Origin of the sequence: Leclercia sp. G3L (genome assembly GCF_021117075.1) — a bacterium.
Taxonomy (GTDB): domain Bacteria; phylum Pseudomonadota; class Gammaproteobacteria; order Enterobacterales; family Enterobacteriaceae; genus Enterobacter; species Enterobacter adecarboxylatus_C.
The window spans coordinates 4,580,551-4,606,907 of sequence record NZ_CP088265.1 but is presented as its reverse complement, the minus strand read 5'-3'; the positions used below and the strand labels follow the sequence as shown (position 1 = coordinate 4,606,907).

At 60.2% G+C, this 26,357-nt stretch carries 26 protein-coding genes and 1 riboswitch; of the genes, 17 read left to right on the top strand and 9 right to left on the bottom strand.

The features are described from left to right. Positions 1 to 35: 35 nt before the first annotated feature. Positions 36 to 1,340, bottom strand: a complete 1,305-nt coding sequence (locus LRS40_RS23550) for a putative acyl-CoA thioester hydrolase (RefSeq protein WP_370649937.1) — start codon at positions 1,338 to 1,340, stop codon at positions 36 to 38. Positions 1,341 to 1,543: 203 nt separating this feature from the next. Between LRS40_RS23550 and hutI the strand changes: the two genes are divergently transcribed. The 5 genes from hutI to hutH all read left to right on the top strand — a co-directional run bounded on the left by hutI (position 1,544) and on the right by hutH (position 7,812). Continuing rightward, on the top strand, positions 1,544 to 2,767 hold the full coding sequence (gene hutI / locus LRS40_RS23545; RefSeq protein ID WP_231312842.1) for an imidazolonepropionase: 1,224 nt from the start codon (positions 1,544 to 1,546) through the stop codon (positions 2,765 to 2,767). Further along, positions 2,764 to 3,702, top strand: a complete 939-nt coding sequence (hutG, locus tag LRS40_RS23540) for a formimidoylglutamase (RefSeq protein ID WP_231312841.1) — start codon at positions 2,764 to 2,766, stop codon at positions 3,700 to 3,702. The genes hutI and hutG overlap by 4 nt, the downstream gene beginning before the upstream one ends. Positions 3,703 to 3,746: 44 nt before the next feature. Continuing rightward, entirely contained in the window at positions 3,747 to 4,481 is a 735-nt protein-coding gene (locus LRS40_RS23535; protein WP_142488742.1) for a histidine utilization repressor, read from the top strand. A 125-nt stretch (positions 4,482 to 4,606) separates the two neighbouring features. After that, positions 4,607 to 6,292 carry a urocanate hydratase gene (gene hutU, locus LRS40_RS23530; protein WP_156263237.1) on the top strand — a complete coding sequence of 562 codons (1,686 nt, stop codon included), beginning with the start codon at positions 4,607 to 4,609 and terminating at the stop codon, positions 6,290 to 6,292. Further along, on the top strand, positions 6,292 to 7,812 hold the full coding sequence (hutH, locus tag LRS40_RS23525; protein ID WP_231312840.1) for a histidine ammonia-lyase: 1,521 nt from the start codon (positions 6,292 to 6,294) through the stop codon (positions 7,810 to 7,812). The genes hutU and hutH overlap by 1 nt, the downstream gene beginning before the upstream one ends. A gap of 66 nt (positions 7,813 to 7,878) precedes the next feature. Here hutH and LRS40_RS23520 read toward each other — a convergent pair whose 3' ends face one another. Beyond that, a complete protein-coding gene (locus LRS40_RS23520) occupies positions 7,879 to 8,355 on the bottom strand; it encodes a kinase inhibitor (RefSeq protein WP_142488745.1) in 477 nt (158 codons plus the stop codon). A 44-nt stretch (positions 8,356 to 8,399) separates the two neighbouring features. Continuing rightward, positions 8,400 to 9,707, bottom strand: a complete 1,308-nt coding sequence (gene bioA, locus LRS40_RS23515) for an adenosylmethionine--8-amino-7-oxononanoate transaminase (protein WP_231313931.1) — start codon at positions 9,705 to 9,707, stop codon at positions 8,400 to 8,402. A gap of 69 nt (positions 9,708 to 9,776) precedes the next feature. On the opposite strand from bioA, the gene bioB reads away from it, so the two are divergent. From bioB to bioD, 4 genes are read left to right on the top strand one after another with little or no spacing between them, the layout of a single operon-like run. Then, positions 9,777 to 10,817: a biotin synthase BioB gene (gene bioB, locus LRS40_RS23510; RefSeq protein WP_142488746.1), complete on the top strand. Its 1,041-nt coding sequence runs from the start codon at positions 9,777 to 9,779 to the stop codon at positions 10,815 to 10,817. Then, entirely contained in the window at positions 10,814 to 11,971 is a 1,158-nt protein-coding gene (gene bioF / locus LRS40_RS23505; RefSeq protein ID WP_231312839.1) for an 8-amino-7-oxononanoate synthase, read from the top strand. The genes bioB and bioF overlap by 4 nt, the downstream gene beginning before the upstream one ends. After that, positions 11,955 to 12,710: a malonyl-ACP O-methyltransferase BioC gene (gene bioC / locus LRS40_RS23500; RefSeq protein WP_231312838.1), complete on the top strand. Its 756-nt coding sequence runs from the start codon at positions 11,955 to 11,957 to the stop codon at positions 12,708 to 12,710. Before bioF ends, bioC begins: the two co-directional genes overlap by 17 nt. Then, positions 12,703 to 13,428 (top strand): dethiobiotin synthase, encoded by a 726-nt coding sequence (gene bioD / locus LRS40_RS23495; protein ID WP_231312837.1) that lies wholly within the window; start codon positions 12,703 to 12,705, stop codon positions 13,426 to 13,428. The genes bioC and bioD overlap by 8 nt, the downstream gene beginning before the upstream one ends. On the opposite strand, the gene LRS40_RS23490 is transcribed toward bioD, so the two are convergent. Beyond that, the gene (locus tag LRS40_RS23490; protein WP_231312836.1) at positions 13,367 to 14,062 is read right to left on the bottom strand and encodes an ABC transporter ATP-binding protein; all 696 of its coding nucleotides are present in this window, start codon (positions 14,060 to 14,062) and stop codon (positions 13,367 to 13,369) included. The two genes, bioD and LRS40_RS23490, sit on opposite strands and share 62 nt — an antisense overlap. Positions 14,063 to 14,808: 746 nt before the next feature. Between LRS40_RS23490 and uvrB the strand changes: the two genes are divergently transcribed. Next, complete coding sequence (gene uvrB / locus LRS40_RS23485; protein WP_142488751.1) at positions 14,809 to 16,824, top strand: excinuclease ABC subunit UvrB; 2,016 nt, start codon at positions 14,809 to 14,811, stop codon at positions 16,822 to 16,824. Positions 16,825 to 16,923: 99 nt separating this feature from the next. On the opposite strand, the gene yvcK is transcribed toward uvrB, so the two are convergent. After that, complete coding sequence (gene yvcK, locus LRS40_RS23480) at positions 16,924 to 17,832, bottom strand: uridine diphosphate-N-acetylglucosamine-binding protein YvcK (protein ID WP_231312835.1); 909 nt, start codon at positions 17,830 to 17,832, stop codon at positions 16,924 to 16,926. Between the two features lie 225 nt (positions 17,833 to 18,057). Continuing rightward, a riboswitch (molybdenum cofactor riboswitch) is annotated at positions 18,058 to 18,192 on the top strand. Here yvcK and moaA point away from each other — a divergent pair. The 6 genes from moaA to LRS40_RS23450 all read left to right on the top strand — a co-directional run bounded on the left by moaA (position 18,180) and on the right by LRS40_RS23450 (position 21,645). Further along, positions 18,180 to 19,169 (top strand): GTP 3',8-cyclase MoaA, encoded by a 990-nt coding sequence (gene moaA / locus LRS40_RS23475; protein WP_156263242.1) that lies wholly within the window; start codon positions 18,180 to 18,182, stop codon positions 19,167 to 19,169. It overlaps the preceding riboswitch by 13 nt. A gap of 19 nt (positions 19,170 to 19,188) precedes the next feature. Beyond that, a complete protein-coding gene (gene moaB, locus LRS40_RS23470; RefSeq protein ID WP_156263243.1) occupies positions 19,189 to 19,701 on the top strand; it encodes a molybdenum cofactor biosynthesis protein B in 513 nt (170 codons plus the stop codon). A gap of 3 nt (positions 19,702 to 19,704) precedes the next feature. Continuing rightward, positions 19,705 to 20,190, top strand: coding sequence for a cyclic pyranopterin monophosphate synthase MoaC (gene moaC, locus LRS40_RS23465; protein WP_142488755.1), 486 nt, complete (start codon positions 19,705 to 19,707; stop codon positions 20,188 to 20,190). Then, positions 20,183 to 20,428 (top strand): molybdopterin synthase sulfur carrier subunit, encoded by a 246-nt coding sequence (moaD, locus tag LRS40_RS23460; RefSeq protein WP_142488756.1) that lies wholly within the window; start codon positions 20,183 to 20,185, stop codon positions 20,426 to 20,428. Before moaC ends, moaD begins: the two co-directional genes overlap by 8 nt. 1 nt (position 20,429) lies before the next feature. Beyond that, entirely contained in the window at positions 20,430 to 20,882 is a 453-nt protein-coding gene (gene moaE / locus LRS40_RS23455; RefSeq protein ID WP_231312834.1) for a molybdopterin synthase catalytic subunit MoaE, read from the top strand. A 58-nt stretch (positions 20,883 to 20,940) separates the two neighbouring features. Beyond that, positions 20,941 to 21,645: a Bax inhibitor-1/YccA family protein gene (locus LRS40_RS23450; RefSeq protein WP_156263245.1), complete on the top strand. Its 705-nt coding sequence runs from the start codon at positions 20,941 to 20,943 to the stop codon at positions 21,643 to 21,645. Between the two features lie 122 nt (positions 21,646 to 21,767). Here LRS40_RS23450 and LRS40_RS23445 read toward each other — a convergent pair whose 3' ends face one another. Genes LRS40_RS23445 through LRS40_RS23435 form a run of 3 tightly spaced genes read right to left on the bottom strand, consistent with a single transcriptional unit; the run spans position 21,768 to position 24,729 of the window. After that, positions 21,768 to 22,730 (bottom strand): YbhN family protein, encoded by a 963-nt coding sequence (locus LRS40_RS23445; RefSeq protein ID WP_142488762.1) that lies wholly within the window; start codon positions 22,728 to 22,730, stop codon positions 21,768 to 21,770. Continuing rightward, positions 22,730 to 23,971, bottom strand: a complete 1,242-nt coding sequence (gene clsB, locus LRS40_RS23440) for a cardiolipin synthase ClsB (RefSeq protein ID WP_142488763.1) — start codon at positions 23,969 to 23,971, stop codon at positions 22,730 to 22,732. The genes LRS40_RS23445 and clsB overlap by 1 nt, the downstream gene beginning before the upstream one ends. After that, the gene (locus tag LRS40_RS23435) at positions 23,968 to 24,729 is read right to left on the bottom strand and encodes an endonuclease/exonuclease/phosphatase family protein (RefSeq protein WP_231312833.1); all 762 of its coding nucleotides are present in this window, start codon (positions 24,727 to 24,729) and stop codon (positions 23,968 to 23,970) included. The genes clsB and LRS40_RS23435 overlap by 4 nt, the downstream gene beginning before the upstream one ends. Before the next feature lie 132 nt (positions 24,730 to 24,861). On the opposite strand from LRS40_RS23435, the gene LRS40_RS23430 reads away from it, so the two are divergent. Continuing rightward, a complete protein-coding gene (locus LRS40_RS23430; protein ID WP_231312832.1) occupies positions 24,862 to 25,272 on the top strand; it encodes a YbhQ family protein in 411 nt (136 codons plus the stop codon). Here the strand turns inward: LRS40_RS23430 and LRS40_RS23425 are convergent. Then, entirely contained in the window at positions 25,234 to 26,340 is a 1,107-nt protein-coding gene (locus tag LRS40_RS23425; RefSeq protein ID WP_142488766.1) for an ABC transporter permease, read from the bottom strand. The genes LRS40_RS23430 and LRS40_RS23425 overlap by 39 nt on opposite strands. Positions 26,341 to 26,357: the final 17 nt, after the last annotated feature.

Below are 26,357 nucleotides of genomic sequence, written 5' to 3'. Positions count from 1 at the left end.
TAAGGGGGAGTTACTCCCCCTTTTTGCTAATCAGATTACTGCTTCGGTTCCGCTACCACTTTGCTGCCCACGCCGCGGTTGTTGTATTCCCACATGCGGTTGAAGTTAGCGTCGTTGAGGTTACGCTGCACGTTGCCTTTCTCATCCACCGCACCGGTATTACCCGCATACGGACGCTGAGAGATCGCCGCGTTGCCCCACGGTTTTGCCATGTTAAAGCCTTCGTTGATCACGCTGTCGCGAATCACCACCTGGCCGTTGGAGGCAGAATCGACGTCCAGCGAGCGGCCCAGCTGTGCCACACCGTCACCCATCGCGGTAAAGCGGCTGTTCACTGCCAGGAAGCCGTAGAACATGTTCGACAGGGTGGCCGGGGCGAAGACATAGCCTTCCTGCTGGGTACGGGTATTCATCACCCGGAAATCGGTGTTATCAAACACCACGGCACCGCGACCAGAGACAATATCCACATCCCCTTCAATGTAGCTGTTAGTGACCAGCGTACGGGTGATGCGGTTGTTCTTCAGGGTGTTATCAACGCCGCTGTTGGTAACGAAGAAGGTATTCTGACGACCCAGAATATTTACCTTGTCGATCTGCACCTGGTCGCCATCGCTGCGCAGGGCAACCGCCTGGTGATTACCGGCATCGACGCTGTCGCCGAGATTGTTTTCAATTGTCAGGTTCTGCAGCTGCAGGCCGGTGTTCTGCGACCAGAAGACGGCGGAACACATTACCCCGACGGTGGCACTGTGCTTGCTCTGGCAACGGTCAAACATGTACCAGGCCGGTTTGCCAGGCATGTATTTACCGCCCGGATTGACCAGACGACGCCAGGTCGCGGTATCCATCTCCGAGTCGATCGCCAGACCAATTTTCACATCAATCGGTTTTTCACCCGTACCGTACAGGGTCACGCTACCCGGCGCGGCAGGCACATACACGGTGCCTTCGTACTCGCCTGGTAAAATGGCAATGTACTGACGGGAGCTGCTGTGCTTAGCAATGGCTGCATCAACCGCCGCCTGAATGGTGGTATGCGTAACGCCCTGGGTTCCCGCCGGGCCAACCACAAAGTTCGGCTGCGCAGGCAGACGAATGGCGTAAGGACTCCACGGCGCCGCGTTTGGATCCATGGCCGTGAAGTAGCGAGCCTGCTGGAAGTTTTTCGCTTCATCAGTGGAAAGGATCGGGCGGGAAGCCGTGCCTGGTGCGACCTGCTCTGAAGGCAGTTGATCCGGCGGAGTAGAGCTGCACGCGGACAACGTCACGCCAAATGCGAGGGCCAGCGCCAGACGAGAAATCCTGGAAATGTTCAAGGGAAAGCTCCTGCTAAGCATATCAATAGGGGGATAACCGAAATAGCCTGCTTTTTTATACTAAGTTGAGCGAAACGGGAAGATTAAAAGGCAAAAAGTTACTTTTTATTCCCGCGCTTAGCGGGAAAGTTGTCACAAATAAATAACAATTTCGGTAAAGGCGATTGACAGGGCGACGGGAATGAAAATAAATGTCTATACAACTCATGACAAGCGGAAGCCCGATGTTGCAACTTCATCCCGACGACGTTATCTGGCGTAACCTGCGCCTCGCGACTATGGATCCTGGCTACGGCACAGCCTATGGTCTGCTGGAGAACCGGGCCTTAATTGTAAGTGGAGAGACCATCCTGGCGATCGTGCCGGAATCTGACCTGCCGCAGGATCTGCCCAACACCCGCGATTTACAGGGGCGGCTGGTCACGCCGGGCCTGATTGACTGCCACACCCATCTGGTGTTTGGCGGCGACCGCGCCGCCGAGTGGGAGCAGCGGCTGAACGGCGTCTCCTATCAGACCATCAGCGCCCAGGGCGGCGGAATTAATGCCACGGTGAGCGCGACCCGGGACAGCACCCCTGAGCAGCTTGAGCAGCTGGCGCAGCAGCGTTTACAGCGGCTGATGCGCGAAGGCGTTACCACTATCGAAATCAAATCCGGCTACGGCCTGAACGACGAGGCGGAAGAGAAGATGCTGCGCGTGGCCCAGCGTCTGGCGCACACCCATCCCATTGAGATCAGCCCGACGCTGCTGGCTGCCCATGCCGTGCCGAAGGAGTATCGTCAGGATCCGGATGCGTACATCGCCCACGTGTGTCAGCACACGCTCCCGCAGCTGTGGGAGAAAGGCCTTTTCGAAGCCGTGGATGTCTTCTGCGAGAACGTTGGCTTTACCCCGGAACAGAGCGAGCGGGTGTTCCAGGCGGCACAGGCCCGGGGGATCCCGATTAAAGGCCACGTCGAGCAGCTCTCTAACCTCGGCGGCACCGCGCTGGTGAGCCGTTACCACGGGCTGTCTGCCGATCACATTGAGTATCTTGATGAGGCCGGAGTGAGCGCGATGGCGCAGAGCGGCACCGTGGCGGTACTGCTGCCCGGCGCGTTCTACTTTTTGCAGGAGCGCCAGCGCCCGCCGGTTGACCTGCTGCGTCAGCAGGGGGTGCCGATGGCCGTCGCGACCGACTACAACCCCGGCACCAGCCCCTTTGCCAGCCTGCATCTGGCGATGAATATGGCCTGCGTGCAGTTTGGTTTAACCCCGGAAGAGGCGTGGGCAGGGGTGACCCGGCATGCCGCCCAGGCGCTGGGCCGCGGGGCAACGCACGGCCAGCTGAAGGCCGGGTTTGTCGCGGATCTGGCGATCTGGGATGCCAAAAGCCCGGTGGAGATGGTGTATGAGCCGGGTCGTAACCCGCTTTATCAGCGCGTATTCAGAGGAAAAGTACAATGAGCGTATGGCAGCCGGTTTCACCTGACGTCTGGCAGGGGCGTGACGACACCCGCGAGGCCAGCAACGCGCTGCGCCTGTTCCAGACCGTGCAACGTAGCGACACACCAACGCCCCCCGGGGACGGTATCGCCCTGATCGGCTATGCCTGCGACGAAGGGGTCAGACGCAATCAGGGCCGGACCGGTGCGGCCCAGGCCCCGGATGTGTTACGCCGCGCGCTGGGAAATATGGCCAGCCATCAGGGCCACCAGCGGCTGACCGATATGGGCAACATCCGCATCGAGGGGGAGGCGCTGGAGACCGCCCAGCAGGCGCTGAGCGAGACGGTCACCGCCTGCCAGCAGGCCGGCATGCGCACCCTGGTGTTCGGCGGCGGGCATGAAACCGCCTGGGCCCATGGCCGCGGCGTGCTGGATGCCTTTCCCGGCGAGCGGGTGGTGATTATCAACCTCGATGCGCACCTCGATCTGCGTCACGCCAGTCAGGCGACCTCCGGAACCCCGTTCCGCCAGCTGGCGCTCTACTGCGCGGAACAGCAGCGTGAGTTTCACTACGCCTGCCTCGGGGTCAGCCGGGCGGCCAATACGCAGGCGCTGTGGGATGAAGCGGCTCGTCTTAACGTCACTCTGGTGGAAGATCTCGATTTCCAGCAGCAGGCGCTGCCGGTGCTGGACACCGTCCTCAACAATGCGGATCGGGTCTACCTCACCATTGACCTCGACGTGATGCCCGCCGGGGAGATGCCCGCCGTGTCGGCACCCGCCGCGCTGGGGGTTCCGGCCCGGGATCTGCTTCCGGTCATCGCGCGGATCTGTCGCAGCGGCAAACTGCAGGCGGCGGATCTGGTGGAGTTCAGCCCTGGCTTCGATCGCGACGGCCAGGGGGCGAAGCTCGCCGCGCGTCTTGCCTGGCAAATTGCTCACTGGTGGGCGTAATCTGTGGATATACTCGGATTTTTATAACGGCTTAAGGAATTGCTATGTTCTCTCGCGCCCCGCAGCAGCAGGCCAATACGCCAGCCCCTTTCTATGAAAAGGTAAAACAGGCGATCAGCCATCAGATCGCCACCGGCGTCTGGCGTCCTCACGATCGCATCCCGTCCGAGGCAGAGCTGGTGGCCCAGTTCGGCTTTAGCCGGATGACCATCAACCGCGCGCTGCGGGAGCTGACCGATGAGGGGCTGCTGGTGCGTCTGCAGGGGGTCGGCACCTTTGTGGCCGAGCCAAAAGGGCAGTCCGCGCTGTTTGAAATTCGCAGCATTGCCGATGAGATCGCCTCCCGCAACCATCAGCACCGTTGTGAGGTGCTGTTCCTTGAGGAGACGCAGGCCAGCGCTGCGCAGGCCGCTGCGTTGAACGTCAAAGAGGGAACGCGTATCTTCCACTCCCTGATGTTGCACTTTGAAAACGATATCCCGGTGCAGATTGAGGATCGCAGCGTCAATGCCGCGCTGGTGCCGGATTACCTGCAGCAGGACTATACCGCCACCACCCCCCATGCTTATCTGTCGCTGGTCGCGCCGCTGACGGAAGGGGAGCATATCGTCGAGGCGGTGCGCGCCACGCCGCAGGAGTGCGAGCTGCTGCGTATTAAAGAGCACGATCCCTGCCTGCTGATCCACCGCCGTACCTGGTCAGCCTCGCACATTGTTTCCCACGCCAGACTGCTGTTCCCGGGCAACCGCTATCGGCTGCAGGGCCATTTCATGTCATAAGCCAAAAGCGTGATTGCTGACGCAATATAACAAAAATGTATCGTAATTGTTAAAACCGGCCTTGTGTGCACTTGTCTATACAAGTATATCTTAGTGTATATTCTGTCCCCAATGAGGAGCACACAATGTCGTCAGGTAAGTATCGCCAGCAAGAGATCCGCGCCCCACGTGGCACCACGCTTAACGCCAAAAGCTGGCTCACCGAAGCCCCGCTGCGCATGTTAATGAACAACCTCGATCCCGACGTGGCGGAAAACCCTCACGAGCTGGTGGTGTATGGCGGAATTGGCCGCGCGGCGCGCAACTGGGCGTGCTATGACGCCATTGTCAAATCCCTCACCGAACTGGAAAACGACGAAACCCTGCTGGTGCAGTCCGGCAAACCGGTCGGCGTGTTCAAAACCCACGAAAACGCCCCGCGCGTGCTGATCGCCAACTCCAACCTGGTCCCGCACTGGGCCACCTGGGAACACTTTAACGAGCTGGATGCGAAAGGGCTGGCGATGTATGGCCAGATGACCGCCGGCAGCTGGATCTACATCGGCAGCCAGGGCATCGTCCAGGGCACCTACGAAACCTTTGTCGAGGCGGGCCGTCAGCACTATAACGGCTCCCTGAAAGGCCGTTGGGTACTGACCGCAGGCCTGGGCGGCATGGGCGGCGCACAGCCGTTGGCGGCGACGCTGGCGGGAGCCTGCTCCCTTAACATTGAGTGCCAGCAGAGCCGCATCGATTTCCGTCTGCGTACCCGCTACGTCGATGAGCAGGCCGATTCGCTGGACGATGCCCTGGCGCGCATTAACAAATACACCCAGCAAGGCAAAGCGGTCTCGATTGCCCTGTGCGGTAACGCGGCCGATATCGTGCCGGAGCTGGTGGCGCGCGGCGTGCGTCCGGACCTGGTCACCGACCAGACCAGCGCCCACGATCCGCTGCACGGCTACCTGCCAAAAGGCTGGAGCTGGGAAGAGTACCAGCAGAAAGCGCAGCAGGATCCGGAAGGCACCGTCCTGGCGGCGAAGCGTTCGATGGCCGATCACGTCAACGCGATGCTGGCCTTCAGCCAGCAGGGCGTCCCGACCTTCGATTACGGCAATAATATCCGCCAGATGGCGAAAGAGATGGGCGTTACCAACGCCTTTGACTTCCCGGGCTTTGTCCCTGCCTATATCCGTCCGCTGTTCTGCCGCGGGATCGGCCCGTTCCGCTGGGTGGCGCTCTCCGGCGACCCGGAAGATATCTACAAAACCGACGCCAAAGTGAAAGAGATTGTCGCCGATGATGAGCACCTGCATCACTGGCTGGACATGGCCCGCGAGCGCATTAACTTCCAGGGACTGCCGGCGCGTATCTGCTGGGTAGGCCTGGAGTGGCGCCAGAAGCTGGGCCTGGCTTTTAACGAAATGGTCCGCAGCGGTGAAGTCTCAGCGCCAATCGTTATTGGTCGTGACCATCTTGATTCGGGCTCGGTTGCCAGCCCGAACCGTGAAACCGAAGCGATGCAGGACGGCTCCGACGCGGTCTCCGACTGGCCGCTGCTGAATGCGCTGCTCAACACCGCCAGCGGCGCGACCTGGGTCTCGCTGCACCACGGCGGCGGCGTCGGGATGGGCTTCTCCCAGCATGCCGGAATGGTCATCGTCTGCGACGGCACCGATGAAGCCGCGGCCCGTATTGCCCGCGTACTGCACAACGATCCGGCGACTGGCGTGATGCGCCATGCCGATGCCGGGTATGACATTGCCATTGATTGCGCTAAAGAGCAGGGCCTGAACCTGCCGATGATCGCCGCTCAACAAGGAAAGCACTGATGAACGCTTTAACCCTGACTCCCGGTTCCCTGACCCTGGCCCAGTTGCGCCAGGTCTGGCAACAGCCGCTGCACCTGACGCTCGACGACGCGGCCCATAAAGCCATCAACGACAGCGTCGCCTGCGTGGAAGCGATTGTCGCCGAAGGGCGCACCGCCTACGGGATCAACACCGGTTTTGGCCTGCTGGCGCAGACGCGCATCGCCACTCACGATCTAGAAAACCTGCAACGTTCGCTGGTGCTCTCCCACGCGGCGGGCGTCGGCGAGCCGCTGGATGACGACATTGTGCGTCTGATGATGGTGCTGAAAATCAACAGCCTGGCGCGCGGTTTCTCCGGCATCCGCCTGAGCGTAATTCAGGCGCTGATTGCCATGGTCAATGCCGAAGTTTACCCCTGGATCCCGGCCAAAGGTTCGGTCGGCGCGTCCGGCGACCTGGCCCCGCTGGCGCACATGTCCCTGACCCTGCTCGGTGAGGGTAAAGCCCGCTACCGGGGCGAATGGTTACCGGCCGCCACCGCCCTGCAGAAAGCGGGTCTGGCCCCGGTGACGCTGGCGGCGAAAGAGGGCCTGGCGCTGCTGAACGGCACCCAGGCCTCCACCGCCTTTGCCCTGCGCGGCCTGTTTGAAGCCGAAGATCTGTTTGCCTCAGCGGTGGTCTGTGGGGCGCTGACTACCGAAGCGGTGCTTGGCTCCCGTCGTCCGTTTGACGCCCGCATTCATGAGGTACGCGGTCAGCGCGGGCAGATCGACGCCGCGGCGCTGTTCCGCCACGTCCTGACCGACACCAGCGCCATTGCCGAGTCGCACCACAACTGCGACAAGGTGCAGGACCCGTACTCCCTGCGCTGTCAGCCGCAGGTAATGGGGGCCTGTCTTACCCAGATGCGTCAGGTGGCGGAGGTACTGCTGGTGGAATCCAATGCCGTTTCCGATAACCCGCTGGTGTTCGCCGCGGAAAACGAAGTGGTCTCCGGGGGTAACTTCCACGCCGAACCGGTGGCGATGGCGGCGGATAATCTGGCCCTGGCGATTGCCGAAATTGGCGCGCTGTCGGAGCGTCGTATCGCGCTGATGATGGATAAACACATGTCCCAGCTGCCACCGTTCCTGGTGCGCAACGGCGGGGTTAACTCCGGGTTTATGATTGCCCAGGTGACCGCCGCCGCGCTGGCGAGCGAGAACAAGGCCCTGTCGCACCCGCACAGCGTGGACAGTCTGCCGACGTCAGCTAATCAGGAAGATCATGTCTCGATGGCCCCGGCGGCAGGCCGCCGCTTGTGGGAGATGGCGGGCAACACCCGCGGCGTGCTGGCGGTAGAGTGGTTAGCGGCCTGTCAGGGCTGCGATCTGCGCGACGGTCTGACCTCCAGCCCGCAGCTGGAGCAGGCGCGGCATATCATGCGGGAGCAGGTGGCGCACTATGATGACGACCGCTTCTTTGCCCCGGATATTGATGCGGCGATTGCGTTGCTGAACAAAAGGAGCCTGGTCGGGTTGCTGCCAGCGTTCTTGTAAAAAAACGCCCGGTGGCGCTGCGCTTACCGGGCCTACAAAAAACCGGCCTATGTGCCGGTTTTTTATTTAACTGTACATCGCCGTAATCGACGCGCTGCCCAGGGTGTGGAAATGGACGTTAAAGCCCACCATTGCGCCGCTGGCCTCTTTATCGACCTCGATTCTCTCCACATTCAGCGCATGTACCGTGAAGATATAACGATGGGTTTCGCCTTTTGGCGGGGCCGCGCCGCCGTATCCCGCTTTGCCAAAATCGGTGCGGGTCTCCACAGCACCCTCCGGCAGCGCCACCAGCGAAGAGCCGGAGCCCTGCGGCAGCACGCGGGTATCGGCGGGGATATTGGCGACAACCCAGTGCCACCAGCCGGAGCCGGTTGGGGCGTCCGGGTCGTAACAGGTCACGACAAAGCTTTTGGTACCCGACGGCACCTCGTCCCACGCCAGATGCGGAGAGATGTTATCTCCCTCATATCCCATACCGTTAAACACGTGGCGCAGCGGGAGTTTATCGCCGTCGCGCAGATCCTGACTGATAAGTTTCATACTGTTCCTCCGTAAAAAGCCCTGCCAGAAGTGTAACGCATAAACTAAAGCGTAAAGTGCGCAGGCTCCTGAACGGCATCCACCACCGCACGGGTCAGCTTGCTGAGCTGGTCGCGGCTTATCACATAGGGCGGCATCAGATAGATCAGTTTGCCGAACGGCCGCACCCAGACGCCGCGCGCCACAAAGAAGCGTTGCAGCGCCGACATGTTCACCGGATGGGTGGTTTCAACGACGCCGATCGCCCCCAGCACCCGCACGTCGGCGACAAAGGCTGAATCCCGCGCCGCCGCCAGTTCATTCTTCAGCTGGGCTTCGATGGCGGGTACCTGAATCTGCCACTCACCGCTCTCAAGCAGGGCCAGGCTCTCGCTGGCGACCGCGCAGGCCAGCGGGTTGCCCATAAAGGTCGGGCCGTGCATAAAGCAGCCTGCTTCGCCGTTGCTGATGGTTTCCGCCACCTGGCGAGTGGTGAGGGTGGCTGAGAGGGTCATGGTGCCCCCGGTCAGGGCTTTGCCGAGGCAGAGAATGTCCGGCGTAATGCCCGCGTGCTCGCAGGCAAACAGCTTGCCGGTGCGCCCGAAGCCGGTGGCAATTTCATCGGCAATCAGCAGAATGCCTTCGCGGTCACACATCCTGCGGATGCGCTTCAGCCACTCGGGATGGTACATGCGCATTCCCCCCGCACCCTGCACGATGGGCTCGAGGATCACGGCGGCAATTTCATGACGGTGGGCGGCCATCAGGCGGGCAAAGCCGACCATGTCCATTTCATCCCACTCGCCGTCGAAACGGCTCTGCGGCGCCGGGGCAAACAGGTTTTCCGGCAGATAGCCCTTCCACAGACTGTGCATCGAGTTGTCGGGATCGCATACCGACATCGCGCCGAAAGTGTCGCCGTGATAGCCGTTGCGGAAGGTGATAAACCGCTGACGGCTTTCGCCCTTCGCGTACCAGTACTGCAGCGCCATTTTCATCGCCACCTCCACCGCTACCGAGCCGGAATCGGCCAGGAAGACGCACTCCAGCGCTTCGGGGGTCATCGCCACCAGCCGACGGCAGAGATCCACCGCCGGTTGATGGGTGATGCCGCCGAACATCACGTGCGACATGCGGTCAATCTGGGCTTTCATCGCCGCGTTAAGCCGCGGGTGATTGTAGCCATGAATGGCTGCCCACCAGGAGGACATGCCGTCCACCAGCTGTTCGCCGCTGGCCAGGGTCAGCTCGCAGCCGTGCGCTTCCGTCACCGGATATACCGGCAGGGGCTGGGTCATGGAGGTGTAGGGATGCCAGATATGTTGCCGATCGAAGGCGAGATCGTCCGTTGTCATAATCGACTTGTAAACCATTTTGAAAACATTTAGGTTTACAATCATAACCCGAACCCATCCTGAACTAAACCCCTTTGGAGACGCCCCATGGCTCACCAGGCTCGCTGGACATTGTCGCAAGTCACTGCATTATTTGAAAAACCCCTGCTTGAACTGCTGTTTGAAGCGCAACAAATTCACCGTCAGCACTTCGATCCGCAGCAGGTTCAGGTCAGCACCCTGCTGTCGATCAAGACCGGGGCCTGCCCGGAAGACTGCAAATACTGCCCGCAAAGCGCGCGTTACAAAACCGGCCTCGAATCCGAACGCCTGATGGAGGTGGAGCAGGTGCTGGAGTCGGCGCGTCAGGCGAAAAACGCCGGCTCGACCCGCTTCTGCATGGGCGCGGCCTGGAAAAACCCGCACGAGCGCGATATGCCTTATCTCGAGCAGATGGTGCAGGGCGTGAAGGCGATGGGCCTCGAAGCCTGTATGACCCTCGGCACGCTGGATGATCATCAGGCCCAGCGTCTGGCCTCGGCGGGGCTGGATTACTACAACCACAACCTCGACACCTCCCCGGAGTTCTACGGCAACATCATCACCACCCGGACCTATCAGGAGCGTCTGGACACACTCGACAAAGTGCGCGATGCGGGCATCAAGGTCTGCTCGGGCGGGATTGTCGGCTTAGGCGAAACGGTCACCGATCGCGCCGGGCTGCTGTTGCAGCTGGCAAACCTGCCGACCCCGCCGGAGAGCGTGCCGATCAACATGCTGGTGAAGGTGAAAGGCACCCCGCTGGCCGACAACGACGACGTCGACGCCTTTGACTTTATCCGCACCATTGCGGTGGCGCGGGTGATGATGCCGACCTCGTACGTACGCCTCTCGGCGGGTCGCGAGCAGATGAACGAGCAGACTCAGGCGATGTGCTTTATGGCCGGGGCTAACTCCATCTTCTACGGCTGCAAGCTGCTTACCACCCCGAACCCGGAAGAGGACAAGGACGTGCAGCTGTTCCGCAAGCTGGGGCTCAACCCGCAGCAGACCGCGGTGCTGACTGGCGATAACGAGCAGCAGCACCAGCTCGAACAGCAGCTTTTCAATGCCGATACCGACCAGTTCTACAACGCGGCGACGGTATGACCTGGCAACAACGCATCGATGCTGCCCTCGACGCTCGTCGGGCGGCCGACGCCCTGCGCGTGCGCACCCCGGTGGAGAACGGCGCCGGGCGCTTTCTCACCCGCGAGCAGCGGCGGTACTGCAACTTCTCCGGCAATGACTATCTCGGCCTGAGTCAGCACCCCGACATCATCCGCGCCTGGCAACAGGGCGCGGAGCAGTACGGCGTGGGCAGCGGCGGCTCCGGCCACGTCAGCGGCTACACCCACGCGCATCAGGCGCTGGAGGAGCACCTTGCCGGGTGGCTCGGCTACCCGCGGGCGCTGCTGTTTATCTCCGGCTTTGCCGCTAATCAGGCGCTGATTGCCGCCCTGACCGGCAAAGAGGATCGCATTGTGGCCGACCGCTTAAGCCACGCCTCGCTGCTGGAAGCCGCCAGCCACAGCCCGGCTCAGCTCAGGCGCTTCGCCCACAATGATGTCGCCCAGCTGGATTCGCTGCTGGATAAACCCTGCGCCGGGCAACAGCTGGTAGTGACCGAGGGGATCTTCAGCATGGACGGCGACAGCGCCCCGCTGGGCGACATCCACGCGGCGGCCCAGCGTCAGGGCAGCTGGCTGCTGGTGGACGATGCCCACGGGATTGGCGTCACCGGGCCAGAGGGGCGGGGAAGCGCTGCCAGCCTGCGGGTAAAACCCGAGCTGCTGGTGGTGACCTTCGGTAAAGGCGTTGGGGTCAGCGGGGCGGCGGTGCTGTGCAGCGAATCCGTCGCCGACTACCTGCTGCAGTTCGCCCGCCATCTGATCTACAGCACCAGCATGCCGCCTGCCCAGGCGGTGGCGCTGCTGGCGGCCTTTAACCTGATTCGCAGCGACGAAGGCGACGCGCGTCGGCAGCGGCTGGCTGCGTTAATTGACCAGTTCCGCGCGGGCGTGCGCGATTTGCCGCTGGCGATCACCGCCTCGCAGAGCGCCATTCAACCGCTGATCGTCGGCGAAAACGCGCGCGCCCTGCACCTGGCGCAGGTCCTCAGAGAGCAGGGGATCTGGGTGACCGCCATTCGTCCGCCTACCGTGCCGGCGGGCACGGCGCGCCTGCGCCTGACCCTGACGGCGGCGCATGAGCCGGAAGATATCACCGCGTTACTGGAGGCGCTGCATGTCGCAAGTGAATAAACAGGCGATTGCCGCCGCCTTTGGCCGGGCGGCGCACAGCTACGCGCGCCACGATGGTCTCCAGCGGCAAAGTGCCGACGGGCTGCGGGCTTTGCTGGCAGAAAACAGGTTTGCCAGCGTGCTGGACGCCGGCTGCGGTCCGGGGAGCAACAGCCTGGCCTGGCGCCAGGCCGGGAGTCATGTGACGGCGATGGATCTCTGCGCCCCGATGCTGGAGGAAGCGCGCCGCAACCAGGCGGCCGACTGCTATCTGCAGGCCGATATCGAAGCCATTCCGCTGGCGGAGGGGCAGTTCAGCCTGGTCTGGAGCCATCTGGCGGTGCAGTGGTGCGCCAGCCTGCCGCAGGCGCTGGCAGAGCTGTATCGCGTGGCGCAGCCGGGAGGCAAGGTGGCCTTCACCACGCTGCTCAACGGCTCGCTGCCGGAGCTGAATCAGGCCTGGCAGGCGGTGGATACCCAGCCGCACGCCAACCGTTTTCTGACCGGACAGCAGGTGAACGATGCCCTGTCCGGCTGGCAGTACCGCTGTGCGGTCCAGACCGTCACCCTGCTGTTTGAGGATGCGCTCAGCGCCATGCAGTCCCTGAAGGGGATCGGCGCCACCCATCTGCACGCCGGGCGGGCCGACAGGCCCTTAACGCGCGGCCAGCTGCAGCGGCTGGCACAGGCCTGGCCACAGCAGGCGGGGAAATTCCCGCTCTCTTATCAACTTTTTCATGGAATTATCGAACGTGACTGAACGTTATTTTGTCACCGGCACCGACACCGAGGTCGGTAAAACCGTCGCCAGCACCGCCCTGTTACAGGCGGCACGGGCGCTGGGCCGCAACACTGCCGGATACAAACCGGTGGCCTCGGGCAGTGAGATGACCGCACAAGGGCTGCGCAACAGCGATGCGCTGGCGTTACAGCGCAACAGCAGCGTGGCGCTGAGCTACCCGACGGTGAACCCCTATACCTTCGCGGAGCCGACGTCGCCGCACATCATCAGCGCCGACGAGCAGCGCCCGATCCTGTTCAGCACGCTCTCCGCCGGGTTACGCACCCTGGAGAGCTGTGCCGACTGGGTGCTGGTGGAAGGGGCGGGCGGCTGGTTCACGCCGCTGTCGCAGGAGCAGACCTTCGCCGACTGGGTGCTGGCCGAACGCCTGCCGGTGATCCTGGTGGTGGGGGTGAAGCTGGGCTGTATCAACCACGCGATGCTGACCGCGCAGGCGATTCAGCAGGCGGGACTGCATTTTGCAGGCTGGGTGGCGAACGGAGTAGTGTCCCCCGGCAAGCGCCATGCCGAATACATGACGACGCTCCGGCGCGTGCTGCCCGCTCCGCTGCTGGGCGAGATCCCGTGGCTGGGCGATACGGCTGACACCTCGGCAGTCGGGCAGTATCTGTCTCTTACTGCGCTGACGCCGTCGGCCCCATCCAGTGGGCAATCAGCGGGTCATCCAGCTCGCTGACCCGACCCTGAGCCACGTTTCGCCCCCGGTAAAGCAGGCAAAAGCGATCCGCCACCCGACGGATCAGGGAAAGATGTTGTTCGGCCAGCAGCACCGATAATCCCAGCTCCCGGTTGAACCTGAGCAGCAGCTGCGCCAGCTTGAGGGTAAACAGCTGGCCGGTGCCGCGGCTGGGCTCGTCGAGGATCAACAGGCGAGGGCGGGTCACCAGCGCGTTCGCCAGTGCCAGCTGGTACTGCTGGTCGTCATTAAGACCCGAGGCCCGATGCTGGCGCAGCGGGTACAGCTCCGGAAAGAACTCAAAAACGTCGCGGCTTACCGATCCGCCCGCGACGCCTTTCGCCATCCGCGCGACATGCAGATTCTCCTCTACCGTCAGTTGCGAAAAGATCCGCCGGTCCTGTGACACAAAGCTGATCCCCTCTCCTGGACGGGTCTCTGGCCCGGCGTCATGCCAGACCATGGTGCCGCTGGCGATGGGCAGCAGCCCGGCAATACAGCTCACGAGGGTAGTTTTCCCCATTCCGGGCAGCCCGACGACGCCGGTGCAGAGGCCGGGAGGCAGATCGAGGTCAACGTTCCACAGGGTGTGGCGATCCCCGTAATACTGGTTTACAGCGCGCAGGCTTAACATGGTATTGCTCCTTTTCAGGCATCGGTGACACCTGATGCTCTGCAAGACTCTTGCCACAGCCCAAAAAATGGCGCTTAACCCTTCTTTTTTCGGATTAGGTTCGAAAATGCGCGCTGCGATGACAGGAACCTGCACTGCGTCGGTGCCCCGTTTTATGCACCTGGTGCAGGTACTATTTTGATTAAAATGTGAGCAATGCCTCACCAGTTCGTTCGCTGATTTTTGTCATAAGATCGCCATAATTGGGTGATAAAAATTTTTTACCGTCGCGCTGGGGAGAAAAACCGGGAACGGGCCGAGTCACGTTCCGTATGGCCTGGAGACAGTTATCCACTATTCCTGTGGATAACCATGTGCATTAGAGTTAGAAAACACAAGGTAAGCGAGAGAATACGCGGCCTGCGCCTGAATTGCTGCGAAACGCGTCTTTTTGAAAACTTTATTGCAGATCAAGGCGTTAAATAAAAGCAATCATTGTCATCAAACTGTCAATCAGATGCGCTAAAGTCCGGCGGTTCGCCTTGACAAATGTTAAAAAACAAAAAATTCTGGGGATAACCGACCCCTGATGGAATTTTATCCCGTCACAGCCGAAATTTTGCGCAGCTTTGCTTGATTCCCGCTGCTGCTGGCACAAAACCACGCAGATGCTACTGGGTTTATAACCAGTATAATTTACTGGCAAAAATAGCCATGAGGAGTAAAATTACACACTTGCCGTATTAATCATCATCAGGTCGCCGTTCATGAGTAAACCGTTCAAACTGAATTCCGCTTTCCGTCCTTCTGGCGATCAGCCTGAAGCGATTCGCCGTCTGAAAGAGGGGCTGGAGGATGGGCTTGCACACCAGACGCTGCTGGGGGTGACCGGTTCGGGTAAAACCTTTACCGTCGCCAACGTGATCGCCGATCTTCAGCGGCCCACCATGGTGCTGGCACCTAACAAAACCCTGGCTGCGCAGCTGTACGGCGAGATGAAAGAGTTCTTCCCCGAAAACGCGGTGGAGTACTTCGTCTCCTACTACGACTACTACCAGCCGGAAGCCTACGTCCCGAGCTCCGACACCTTTATTGAAAAGGATGCCTCGGTGAACGAGCATATCGAGCAGATGCGTCTGTCCGCCACCAAGGCCCTGCTCGAGCGCCGCGACGTGGTGGTGGTAGCCTCGGTGTCAGCCATTTACGGCCTCGGCGACCCCGATCTCTACCTGAAGATGATGCTGCACCTGACTCAGGGGATGATTATCGATCAGCGCGCCATCTTGCGGCGCCTGGCGGAGCTGCAATATACCCGCAACGATCAGGCGTTCCAGCGCGGTACTTTCCGCGTTCGCGGCGAGGTCATCGACATCTTCCCGGCGGAGTCGGACGACTTCGCGCTGCGCGTGGAGCTGTTTGATGAAGAGGTGGAGCGGCTGTCCCTGTTTGATCCGCTGACCGGCCACGTGGAGTCGATTATTCAGCGCTTCACCGTCTACCCCAAAACCCACTACGTTACCCCGCGCGAGCGCATCGTGCAGGCGATGGAAGATATCAAGGTAGAGCTGGCGGATCGCCGCAAGACCCTGCTGGACAACAACAAGCTGCTGGAAGAGCAGCGCATCAGCCAGCGTACCCAGTTCGATCTCGAGATGATGAACGAGCTGGGCTACTGCTCCGGTATTGAAAACTACTCGCGCTATCTCTCCGGCCGCGGGCCGGGCGAGGCGCCGCCGACCCTGTTTGACTACCTGCCGGCGGATGGCCTGCTGGTGGTGGACGAATCCCACGTGACCATTCCGCAGATTGGCGGCATGTACCGCGGTGACCGGGCGCGTAAAGAGACCCTGGTGGAGTACGGCTTCCGTCTGCCGTCGGCGCTGGATAACCGCCCGATGAAGTTCGAAGAGTTTGAGGCGCTGGCGCCGCAAACCATCTACGTTTCCGCGACGCCGGGCAACTACGAGCTGGAGAAATCGGGCGATGAAGTGGTGGATCAGGTGGTGCGTCCGACCGGTCTGCTGGATCCGATTATCGAAGTGCGTCCGGTTGGCACCCAGGTGGACGATCTGCTGTCGGAGATCCGTGCCCGGGCGGCCATCAACGAGCGCGTGCTGGTCACCACCCTGACCAAACGCATGGCGGAAGATCTGACCGAATACCTCGAGGAGCATGGCGAGAAGGTGCGCTATCTGCACTCGGATATCGACACCGTGGAACGTATGGAGATCATCCGCGACCTGCGCCTTGGCGAGTTCGACGTGCTGGTGGGGATCAACCTGCTGCGTGAAGGGCTGGATATGCCGGAAGTGTCGCTGGTGGCGATTCTGGATGCCGATAAAGAGGGCTTCCTGCGCTCCGAGCGCTCGCTGATCCAGACCATTGGTCGTGCGGCGCGAAACGTCAACGGCAAAGCGATTCTTTACGGCGACAAGATCACCCCGTCAATGGCGAAAGCCATCGGCGAAACCGAACGCCGCCGCGAGAAGCAGCAGCGCTATAACGAAGAGCACGGCATTACGCCGCAGGGTCTGAACAAGAAGGTGGTGGATATCCTGGCGCTCGGCCAGAACATCGCCAAAACCAAAGCGAAGGGCCGCGGCAAGTCGCGCTCACCGGTGGAGGCCGATACCGTTGCCCTGACGCCGAAAGCGCTGCAGCAGAAGATTCACGAACTGGAAGGGCAGATGATGCAGCACGCGCAGAATCTGGAGTTCGAAGAGGCCGCGCAGATCCGCGACCAGCTGCATCAGTTGCGGGATTTATTCATCGCCGCGTCGTAGTTTGTGCCCGGTGGCGCTGCGCTTACCGGGCCTACGAACGGCTTAAACTTGTAGGCCCGGTAAGCGCTAGCGCCACCGGGCGATAAAGGCCGCACAGTCTTAACCCAACGCCTGCACCGCCTTCTCCAGCGCCACGCGCAGTAAATGCCGGTCATGGCGGTACTTAATATCGCTCGCCTCAAGTGGTTCCTGTACTACCACCCGGCCTTCCATGCCTGAGACATCAGTACAAGGCCCGACCACCACCGCATCGATAATCTTTTTCCCGACATACTGCTCCATCAGGGCCAGCTTAGCGGGCAGCGAAAGCCCGGCGGCGGCAGGGCTGAGCTCGCGACCCAGATTGCCGATGTAAACCACGGGGGCAGGCGTCCGGCGCAGCGCCTGGGCCAGCTCGTTGTTCAGCAGCAGCGGCATCAGGCTGGTGTAAAAACTGCCCGGGCCAATCAAAATTAAATCTGCTTCACCAATGGCCTCAACTGCTTCACGGGTCGCCGGAACCGTGGGGTAGAGCATCAGCTCTTTCGGCGGCAGAAGCAGCTGGTCGATATTCACTTCGCCATAGACTTCATGGTCGTTACTGTCGATGGCCATCAAATCCACCGGAAGTTCGGACATCGGAATCAAAAACGCATCCACTTTTAGCAGGTTGCGGATTAAATTGATCGCCTCCAGAGGCCGCACGCTGAGATGATCCAGCGCCTTTAACATCAGATTTCCGAGGTTATGCCCCGAAAGTTCGCCATTACCGCCAAAACGATACTCAAACATCGCGGAAGCGACGCTGGGTTCGGTGATAAGTTGATTTAAACAGTTGCGCATATCACCCCAGGCGATGCCCCCTTCGGCGCGACGAATGCGTCCGGTTGAGCCGCCGTTATCGGTGGTGGTAACGATCCCGGTAAGCCGTGAACCGAGCGATGACAAGGAGGACATCACCCGGCCCAGTCCGTGGCCTCCGCCGAGAGCGACGACGCGGTCGAGATCCGCAAAAGTGCGATTGCGCATAGAAATTCCTTAGTAAGACGAACACCTTAACAGTAACTCAACTACCCCTAAATGACGATGTCCCGCCCGGGGCAAAATGACATATATCAATGCAATAATTTTATAATGACGTATTCTGAATCGAAATGGCACGAACATGTCGATATATACAACTTTATATAGCGAAAGACGATAATAGCGAAACTGCTTTTAACACGCTACTATCGGCATAACCACGTTTTCTTAATCGAAAACATACACTCTAGCCTTTGCGCCTGTGTCGACAGATATGGTGCTCTGGCCGTGGCGGTTTCGCCACCAGGGTACAGAAAGAAATGACTGTGCCTCCCGTATCAGGAAAGGTGTACATGGCTTCACAACTTACCGATGCATTCGCGCGTAAGTTTTTTTACCTGCGTTTGTCGATTACCGATGTGTGCAATTTCCGTTGCACCTACTGCCTGCCGGACGGCTACAAACCCGGCGGTATCACCAATAACGGCTTTCTCTCCGTGGACGAAGTCCGCCGCGTGACGCGCGCGTTTGCCGCCATGGGCACAGAAAAGGTCCGTCTTACCGGCGGCGAACCCTCGCTGCGCCGTGACTTCACCGACATCATTGCCGCAGTACGTGAAAACGACGTCATCCGCCAGATTGCGGTCACCACTAACGGTTATCGCCTGGCGCGCGATGTCGCCGACTGGCGCGATGCGGGGCTCACGGCCATCAACGTCAGCGTCGACAGTCTGGATGCCCGCCAGTTTCACGCCATCACCGGCCAGGATAAATTCCACCAGGTGATGGAGGGCATCGATGCGGCCTTTGCGGCCGGCTTCGACAAGGTGAAGGTCAACACCGTGCTGATGCGCGATGTGAACCATCATCAGCTGGATACCTTCCTGGCGTGGATCAAGCCCCGCCGCATTCAACTGCGCTTTATCGAGCTGATGGAAACCGGCGAGGGCAGCGACCTGTTCTCCCGCCATCACATCTCCGGCATGGTGCTGCGCGATGAACTGCTTAGACGCGGCTGGATCCATCAGCTTCGCCAGCGCAGCGACGGCCCGGCACAGGTCTTTTGTCACCCCGACTACGAAGGGGAGATCGGTCTTATCATGCCGTATGAAAAAGACTTCTGCGCCAGCTGCAACCGCCTGCGCGTCTCGTCGGTGGGTAAACTGCACCTGTGCCTGTTTGGCGACGGCGGCGTCGACCTGCGCGATTTGCTGGCCGATGACGCCCAGCAGCAGGCGCTGGAAGCGCGCATTTCTGAGGCGCTGATGCACAAAAAACAGACCCACTTCCTGCATCAGGGCAACACCGGGATCACCCAGAACCTGTCCTACATAGGCGGGTAATCGCAAAAGGAACCAGAAGATGAGTCAGGTAAGCGCTGAATTTATCCCGACGCGTATTGCTATCCTTACCGTTTCCGAACGCCGCGGCGAAGAGGATGATACCTCCGGCCACTGGCTGCGCGATGCGGCCCATGAGGCGGGGCATCAGATCGTCGACAAGAGCATCGTCAAAGAGAACCGCTACGCCATTCGCGCGGAAGTGTCGCGCTGGGTCGCCAGCGACAACGTTCAGGTAGTGCTGATCACCGGCGGCACCGGGTTTACCGCGGGCGACCAGGCCCCCGAGGCGCTGCTGCCGCTGTTCGATCGCGAGATTGAAGGCTTCGGGGAAGTGTTCCGCATGCTCTCGTTCGAAGAGATTGGCACCTCCACGTTGCAGTCGCGCGCCGTGGCTGGGATCGCCAACAATACGGTGATTTTTGCCATGCCGGGCTCCACTAAAGCCTGCCGTACCGCATGGGAAAACATCATTGCTCCGCAGCTGGATGCCCGTACGCGTCCGTGTAATTTCCATCCTCATCTAAAGAAGTAAGCTATGTCGCAACTGACCCACATTAACGCCGCTGGCGAAGCGCATATGGTGGATGTCTCCGCCAAAGCCGAGACCGTGCGTGAAGCCCGCGCGGAAGCGTTCGTCACCATGCTTCCCGAGACGCTGGCAATGATCGTTGACGGCAGCCACCACAAAGGGGACGTCTTCGCCACGGCGCGGATCGCCGGGATCCAGGCGGCGAAACGCACCTGGGATCTTATCCCGCTGTGCCATCCCCTGATGCTGAGCAAGGTCGAGGTCAACCTGCGGGCCGAGCCGGAGCATAACCGGGTGCGCATCGAATCACTGTGCCGCCTGACGGGAAAAACCGGGGTGGAGATGGAAGCCTTAACCGCTGCCTCCGTGGCGGCATTGACCATCTACGACATGTGCAAAGCGGTGCAGAAAGATATGGTCATCGGCCCGGTTCGCCTGCTGGCGAAAAGCGGCGGTAAATCAGGTGATTTCAGGGTACAAGATAATGATTAAAGTGCTGTTTTTTGCGCAGGTGCGCGAGCTGGTGAACACCGACAGCCTGACGCTGGAGAGTGAGTTCGATACCGTGGAGGCGCTGCGGGCGCATCTGGCGGCGCAGAGCGATCGCTGGGCGCTGGCGCTGGACGCGGGCAAACTGCTGGCGGCGGTCAACCAGACGCTGGTGGAGTTCACTCATCCGGTCAAACCGGGCGATGAGGTGGCTTTCTTTCCACCGGTGACCGGAGGTTGAGATGACTGACACCAAAATCGTGGTCGATCAGGCGCGTTTCAACGTCGGCACGGAGTACAGCTGGCTGGCGGAGCGCGACGAAGACGGGGCGGTGGTCACCTTCACCGGCAAAGTGCGCAACCATAATCTGGGCGACAGCGTGAAGGCCCTGACCCTTGAGCACTATCCGGGCATGACCGAAAAGGCGCTGGCGGAGATCGTCGACCAGGCGCGCGAGCGCTGGCCGCTCGGCCGGGTAACGGTGATCCACCGCATCGGCGAGATGTGGCCCGGGGAAGAGATCGTCTTCGTGGGCGTCACCAGCGCCCATCGCGGCAGCGCCTTTGCCGCAGGCGAGTTTATTATGGATTATCTGAAAACCCGCGCCCCGTTCTGGAAGCGCGAAGCCACGCCGGAAGGGGATCGCTGGGTAGAGTCCCGGGACAGCGACAAGGATGCTGCCAGCCGCTGGTAGCCGGATTGGCGGGATGTGTTAGTCTATAACAGTGTGTCCACTTAAAAAGGAGTGCGTTATGGACAGATTTCCCCGTTCCGATTCCATCGTGCAGACCCGCAGCGGCCTGCAAACCTATATGGCGCAGGTCTATGGCTGGATGACCTGCGGACTGCTGCTTACCGCGTTTGTCGCCTGGTTTTCAGCAAACACGCCTGCCGTAATGATGTTCGTTTTCTCCAGCAAAATTACCTTCTTTGGTCTGATTATCGCCCAGCTGGCGCTGGTGTTTGTTCTCTCCGGGCTGGTGCATAAGCTCAGTGCCGGGATGGCGACCACGCTGTTCATGCTCTATTCGGCGCTTACCGGCCTGACGCTCTCCAGCATCTTCATCGTCTATACCTACTCCTCCATTGCCAGCACCTTCGTGGTGGCGGGCGGGATGTTTGGCGCGATGAGCCTCTACGGCTACACCACCAAACGCGACCTGAGCGGCTTTGGCAACATGCTGTTTATGGCGCTGATTGGTATCGTGCTGGCCTCGCTGGTGAACTTCTGGCTGAAGAGCGAAGCGCTGATGTGGGCGGTGACCTATATCGGGGTGATTGTGTTTGTCGGCCTGACGGCCTACGACACGCAGAAGCTGAAAAATATCGGAGAGCAGATTGACGTGCGTGACAGTTCAAACCTGCGTAAATACTCGATTCTCGGGGCGCTGACCCTCTATCTGGACTTCATCAACCTGTTCCTGATGCTGCTGCGCATCTTCGGCAACCGCCGTTAAGGGTGATGCCCGGCAGCGCGATGCTTGCCGGGCCTACAAATCTGCCCGGCGGCGCTGCGCTTGCACGGGCCTACAAAACCCGTAGGCCGGGTAAGCGCAGCGCAACCCGGCATTTCCCATCATTACTTCGCCATCTGCTGCTCGTTTTTAGCCCGCAGTTTCTTCGCCCGGCTCTCCAGCACCAGATAACAGACCGTCGCCAGTGCCAGCGGCAGGAAGTAATAGAGCATGCGGTAGGCCAGCAGGGCGGCAATGATGGTGCCATGAGAGACATGCTCCCCGGCCAGCAGGGCGATAAATACCGCCTCCAGCACGCCGATGCCGGCCGGAATATGGACAATCACCCCGGCGATGCTGCTCACCAGCAACACTCCCAGCACGAAGAAGTAATTCACATCTTCGCCCATCAGCAGCCAGATAATCGCCCCCATCGCCATCCAGTTACCGGCTGAAATACCCATCTGCGCCATTGCAAAACGCCAGGAGGGGAGCACCAGCTTTTGCTTTTTGATCGTCACATGGCGCCGCTTCGCAAACGCGCAGGCCCACAGATAAACGGCAATCACCAGCAGCAATACCACGCCGAGAATGCGCAGCGTCGTCTGGTCTATGTACCAGTGGTCGGGCAGTTGAACGACCCCGGCGGTAAAGATCACCCCGCCCAACAGGATATAGCCCAGCCAGTTGGTGGTGATACTCAGGGAGAAGATGCGGGTAATGGTGCTGCTGGGCAGCCCGAGGCGGGAGTAAAGCCGGTAGCGCATCCCGATACCCCCGACCCAGGTGCTCAGGGTCAGGTTAAAGGCATAGCAGATAAACGACACCAGCATAACCTGGCGTTTGGCCAGCTTATGCCCGCAGTAGACACGCCCGAGCAGGTCGTAACAGCCATACAGCAGATAGCTCAGCACCACCAGCGCAATCGCGCTCAGGAGCGACACACGGTCGTAGTCGCGGATAACCTTCCAGACTTCAGTCCAGTCGACCTTTTTCGCGTAAACTACCAGCAGCACCGCAACGGCAATAAAAAATACCCAGGTGAGGATCTTTTTAGCCAGACGCCAGCGCGAATGTTTTTTGCTCATCAGGGTTTCACTCCCGTGTTACCTGCCTCGACCCGATCCTGGGTCTCCATTTCGGGCTGTACCGGGGGCGGCACCTGCGCCAGCTTGGGCGTATGGGCCGGCAACCAACCCACCAGCGCCGGGAAATGGCGCAGGAAGTGGAACACCACCACGCTTTTGCCCAGATTCCACCAGGTGCGTTTCGGTACCATCGTCTCATCAACCCGTACGCAATCCTCGGCGATGATGGCGGAGAGATTGTCGCGCAGGGTCTGGTTAAACTCACGATCGTGAATAATCAGGTTGGCCTCCAGATTCAGCGACAGGCTGAGGGGATCGAGGTTGCTGGAGCCGACGGTCACCCAGTGATCGTCCATCAGCGCCACCTTGCCGTGTAGCGGACGGCGGCGGTATTCGTAAATCTCGACCCCACCTTTCACCAGATAGTTGTACAGCAAGCGCGCGCCCACCGTGACGATCGGCATATCCGGCTCGCCCTGCACAATCAGCTTCACCCGCACGCCGCGCCGCGCCGCGTTACGCATGGCGTGCAGCAGGCGATAGCCGGGGAAGAAGTAGGCGTTGGCGATGATCACTTCGCGCCGGGCGTTGGTGAGCATCTTAAGATAGTGCCGCTCAATATCGTCCCGGTGCTCTTCGTTATCGCGCCAGACGAACAGTGCCTGGGCCTCGCCCGGTTTCCTGTTCTCTTCGGCGCGATGACGCCGCTTCCACCAGCGACGCACGGCGGCTTTGCCGGGCAGGTTTTCCACGACAAACTGCAAAATATCCTGCACCACCGGGCCTTCAACCTGGACGGCATAATCCTGTTTGGCTTCCGGACCGTAGTCCGACATATGTTCAGCGGAGTAGTTAATCCCGCCGACGAAGGCCACCTGCTCATCCACCACCACAATTTTACGGTGCATGCGGCGGAACACGTTGGTACGCATGCCGAACAGAGGAGGGCGTGGATCGTAGTAACGGAACACCACGCCTGCCGCGGTGAGTTCCCCGACGAAGTCGTCATCGAGATCGGGGGATCCGTAGCCGTCCAGCAGCACTTCGATATGCACGCCGCGCTGGGCTGCGCGCAGGATAACGGCATGCAGCTTGCGGCCTACGCTGTCATCAAACCAGATGAAGGTCTCAAGCAGCACCCGACTCTGGGCCTTATCGATGGCGGCAAATACCGCCGGATAATATTGATCGCCATTTTCCAGCAGCTTAATCCGGTTGCCGCTTTGCCATGAACATTTCATAGATGAATCTCCGCACTTAACGGCGCATGGTCGGAAAGGTGACGCCAGTTACTCAGTGCCAGCGCGGTAGGGCTGCTGGCATGGGCATTTTTGACATAGATACGATCGAGACGCAGCAGCGGGAACCTGACCGGGAAGGTGCGGGCAGGCCTGCCGTGCGCGAGGGTAAACACCTCTTCGAGCCCGGCCTCCGCTTTCAGCGGATGGCTGGCGCGCTGACGCCAGTCGTTAAAGTCCCCGGCCACCACGACCGGATCGCCCTCGGGCAGGGCGTTGACCCAGTCGGCCATCATCTGCAGCTGCGCCTGGCGGTGTGCTTCCCGCAGGCCCAGATGCACCGAGGCCACATGCAGCGGCATGGCCAGCTCCGGCACGGCAACCCGACAGTAGAGTAGCCCGCGTTTTTCACTCTCGCCAACCGAGACATCGTGGTTTTCATAGTGTTCGATGGGATAGCGGGAGAGGATCGCATTGCCGTGATGCCCTTCGGGATAGACGGCGTTGCGCCCGTAGGCGTAATCACTCCACATGGTGTCCGCGAGAAATTCGTAGTGGCTGGTGTCGGGCCAGTTCTCTACGTGCAGCGGATGCACTTCATGGGCCCCCATCACTTCCTGCAAGCAGACGATATCCGCGCTGACGGTACGTACGGCGTCGCGCAGTTCGGGCAGAATGAAACGGCGGTTAAACGCCGCGAATCCTTTATGAATGTTGATCGTTAAGACTTTAAGCGAAAAATGCCGGGTTTGTTGGGTCATACACTCCTTCCCGCGTCACTATCCTGATGAAAATAAAGTGTAGTCGTCGTCACAAAAAGGTGCTGTGTTACGGAATTTTCCGTAAAGTGCGATAGTCTGAACAAGCAGAGTAAAATCCTTCAGGAGAGTGCCATGAAGTGGCAACAACGCATACGCGTCGCGACCGGCCTGAGTTGCTGGCAGATTATGTTGCATTTATTGGTGGTGGCCGTACTGGTGATGGCCTGGATGAGCGGCACCCTGGTGCGCGTCGGCTTAGGTTTATGTATGCTGTACGGCGTAACCGTACTGCTGATGCTCTTTTTACAGCGTCATCATGAAGAACGCTGGCGCGAAGTGGCGGATGTGCTCGAAGAGCTCACCACCACCTGGTATTTCGGTGCGGCAGTGATTGTGCTGTGGCTGTTGTCACGCGTGCTGCAAAACAACTTTTTACTGGCCGTTGCAGGCCTGGCGATCCTGGCCGGGCCAGCGGTGGTTTCACTGTTAACCAAAGACAAAAAGCTACGCGATATTGCGTCTAAACATCGCGTACGCCACTGACCCCGTCACGGCCGCTATCACCAGTAGCGGCCACAAACTTCCCCACACAATGTCCAGACTCGCATCCTTGAGATAGATCTGCTTGGTAATATCGGTGAAGTGGCGGATCGGGTTTACCCAGGTTAAGTTCTGCAGCCAGACCGGCATATTCTCCACCGGCGAGACATAGCCGGAGAGCAAAATCGCCGGCATCATAAAGACAAACACCCCGATAAACGCCTGCTGTTGAGTCGAGCAGAGCGCCGAGATCAGCAGCCCAAAGCCCACCAGCGACAGCCCGTAAATCACCATCGTGAAGTAGAACAGCAGAAGCGAACCGGCGAAGGGGATGTGATAGGCCCAGATGCCAATCGCTAGCACGATACTGGCCTGGAAAGTGGCCACAATCAGCGCCGGAACCGCTTTGCCGACGAAGATCTGCCAGGTCGCCAGCGGAGAGACCAGCAGCTGATCCAGCGTGCCCTGTTCGCGCTCGCGGGCCACCGACAGCGACGTCACGATCATCACCCCGATGGTGGTGATCATGGCGATCAGCGACGGCACCACAAACCATTTGTAGTCGAGGTTCGGGTTGTACCAGTTGCGCACCACCAGCTCGCTGTTGTTCGGCTTCGGTTTGCCCTCCATCAGCTCCTGCTGATACTCCTTCACCACCTGCTGCAGGTAGTTTGCGGCGATCTGCGCGCTGTTGGAGTTACGCCCGTCAAGGATCAGCTGCATGGGCGCGGTTTGCAGGGTGTCGAGGTTGCGGGAAAAATCGGCCGGGAAGCGCACCAGCAAGAGCGCCTTTTGCGTGTCGATGGTCGGCTGTATTTCCTGCGGGCTGTTGAGGATCAGCACGTGGGTAAAGGCTTTGGCGCGGGCGAAGCGCTGGGTCAGCTCCACCGAATGTTTGCCGTTATCTTCGTTATAGACGGCGATGGTGGCGTTGGTCACCTCCAGGGTGGCCGCCCACGGGAACAGCAGCACCTGGATCAGCACCGGCAAAATCAAAATCGCCCGGGTCTGCGGCTCGCGCAGCAGGGACTGTAGCTCTTTGCGGATCAAGGTCCATAAACGGTAAAGCATAGTGTCGTCCTCTTGTC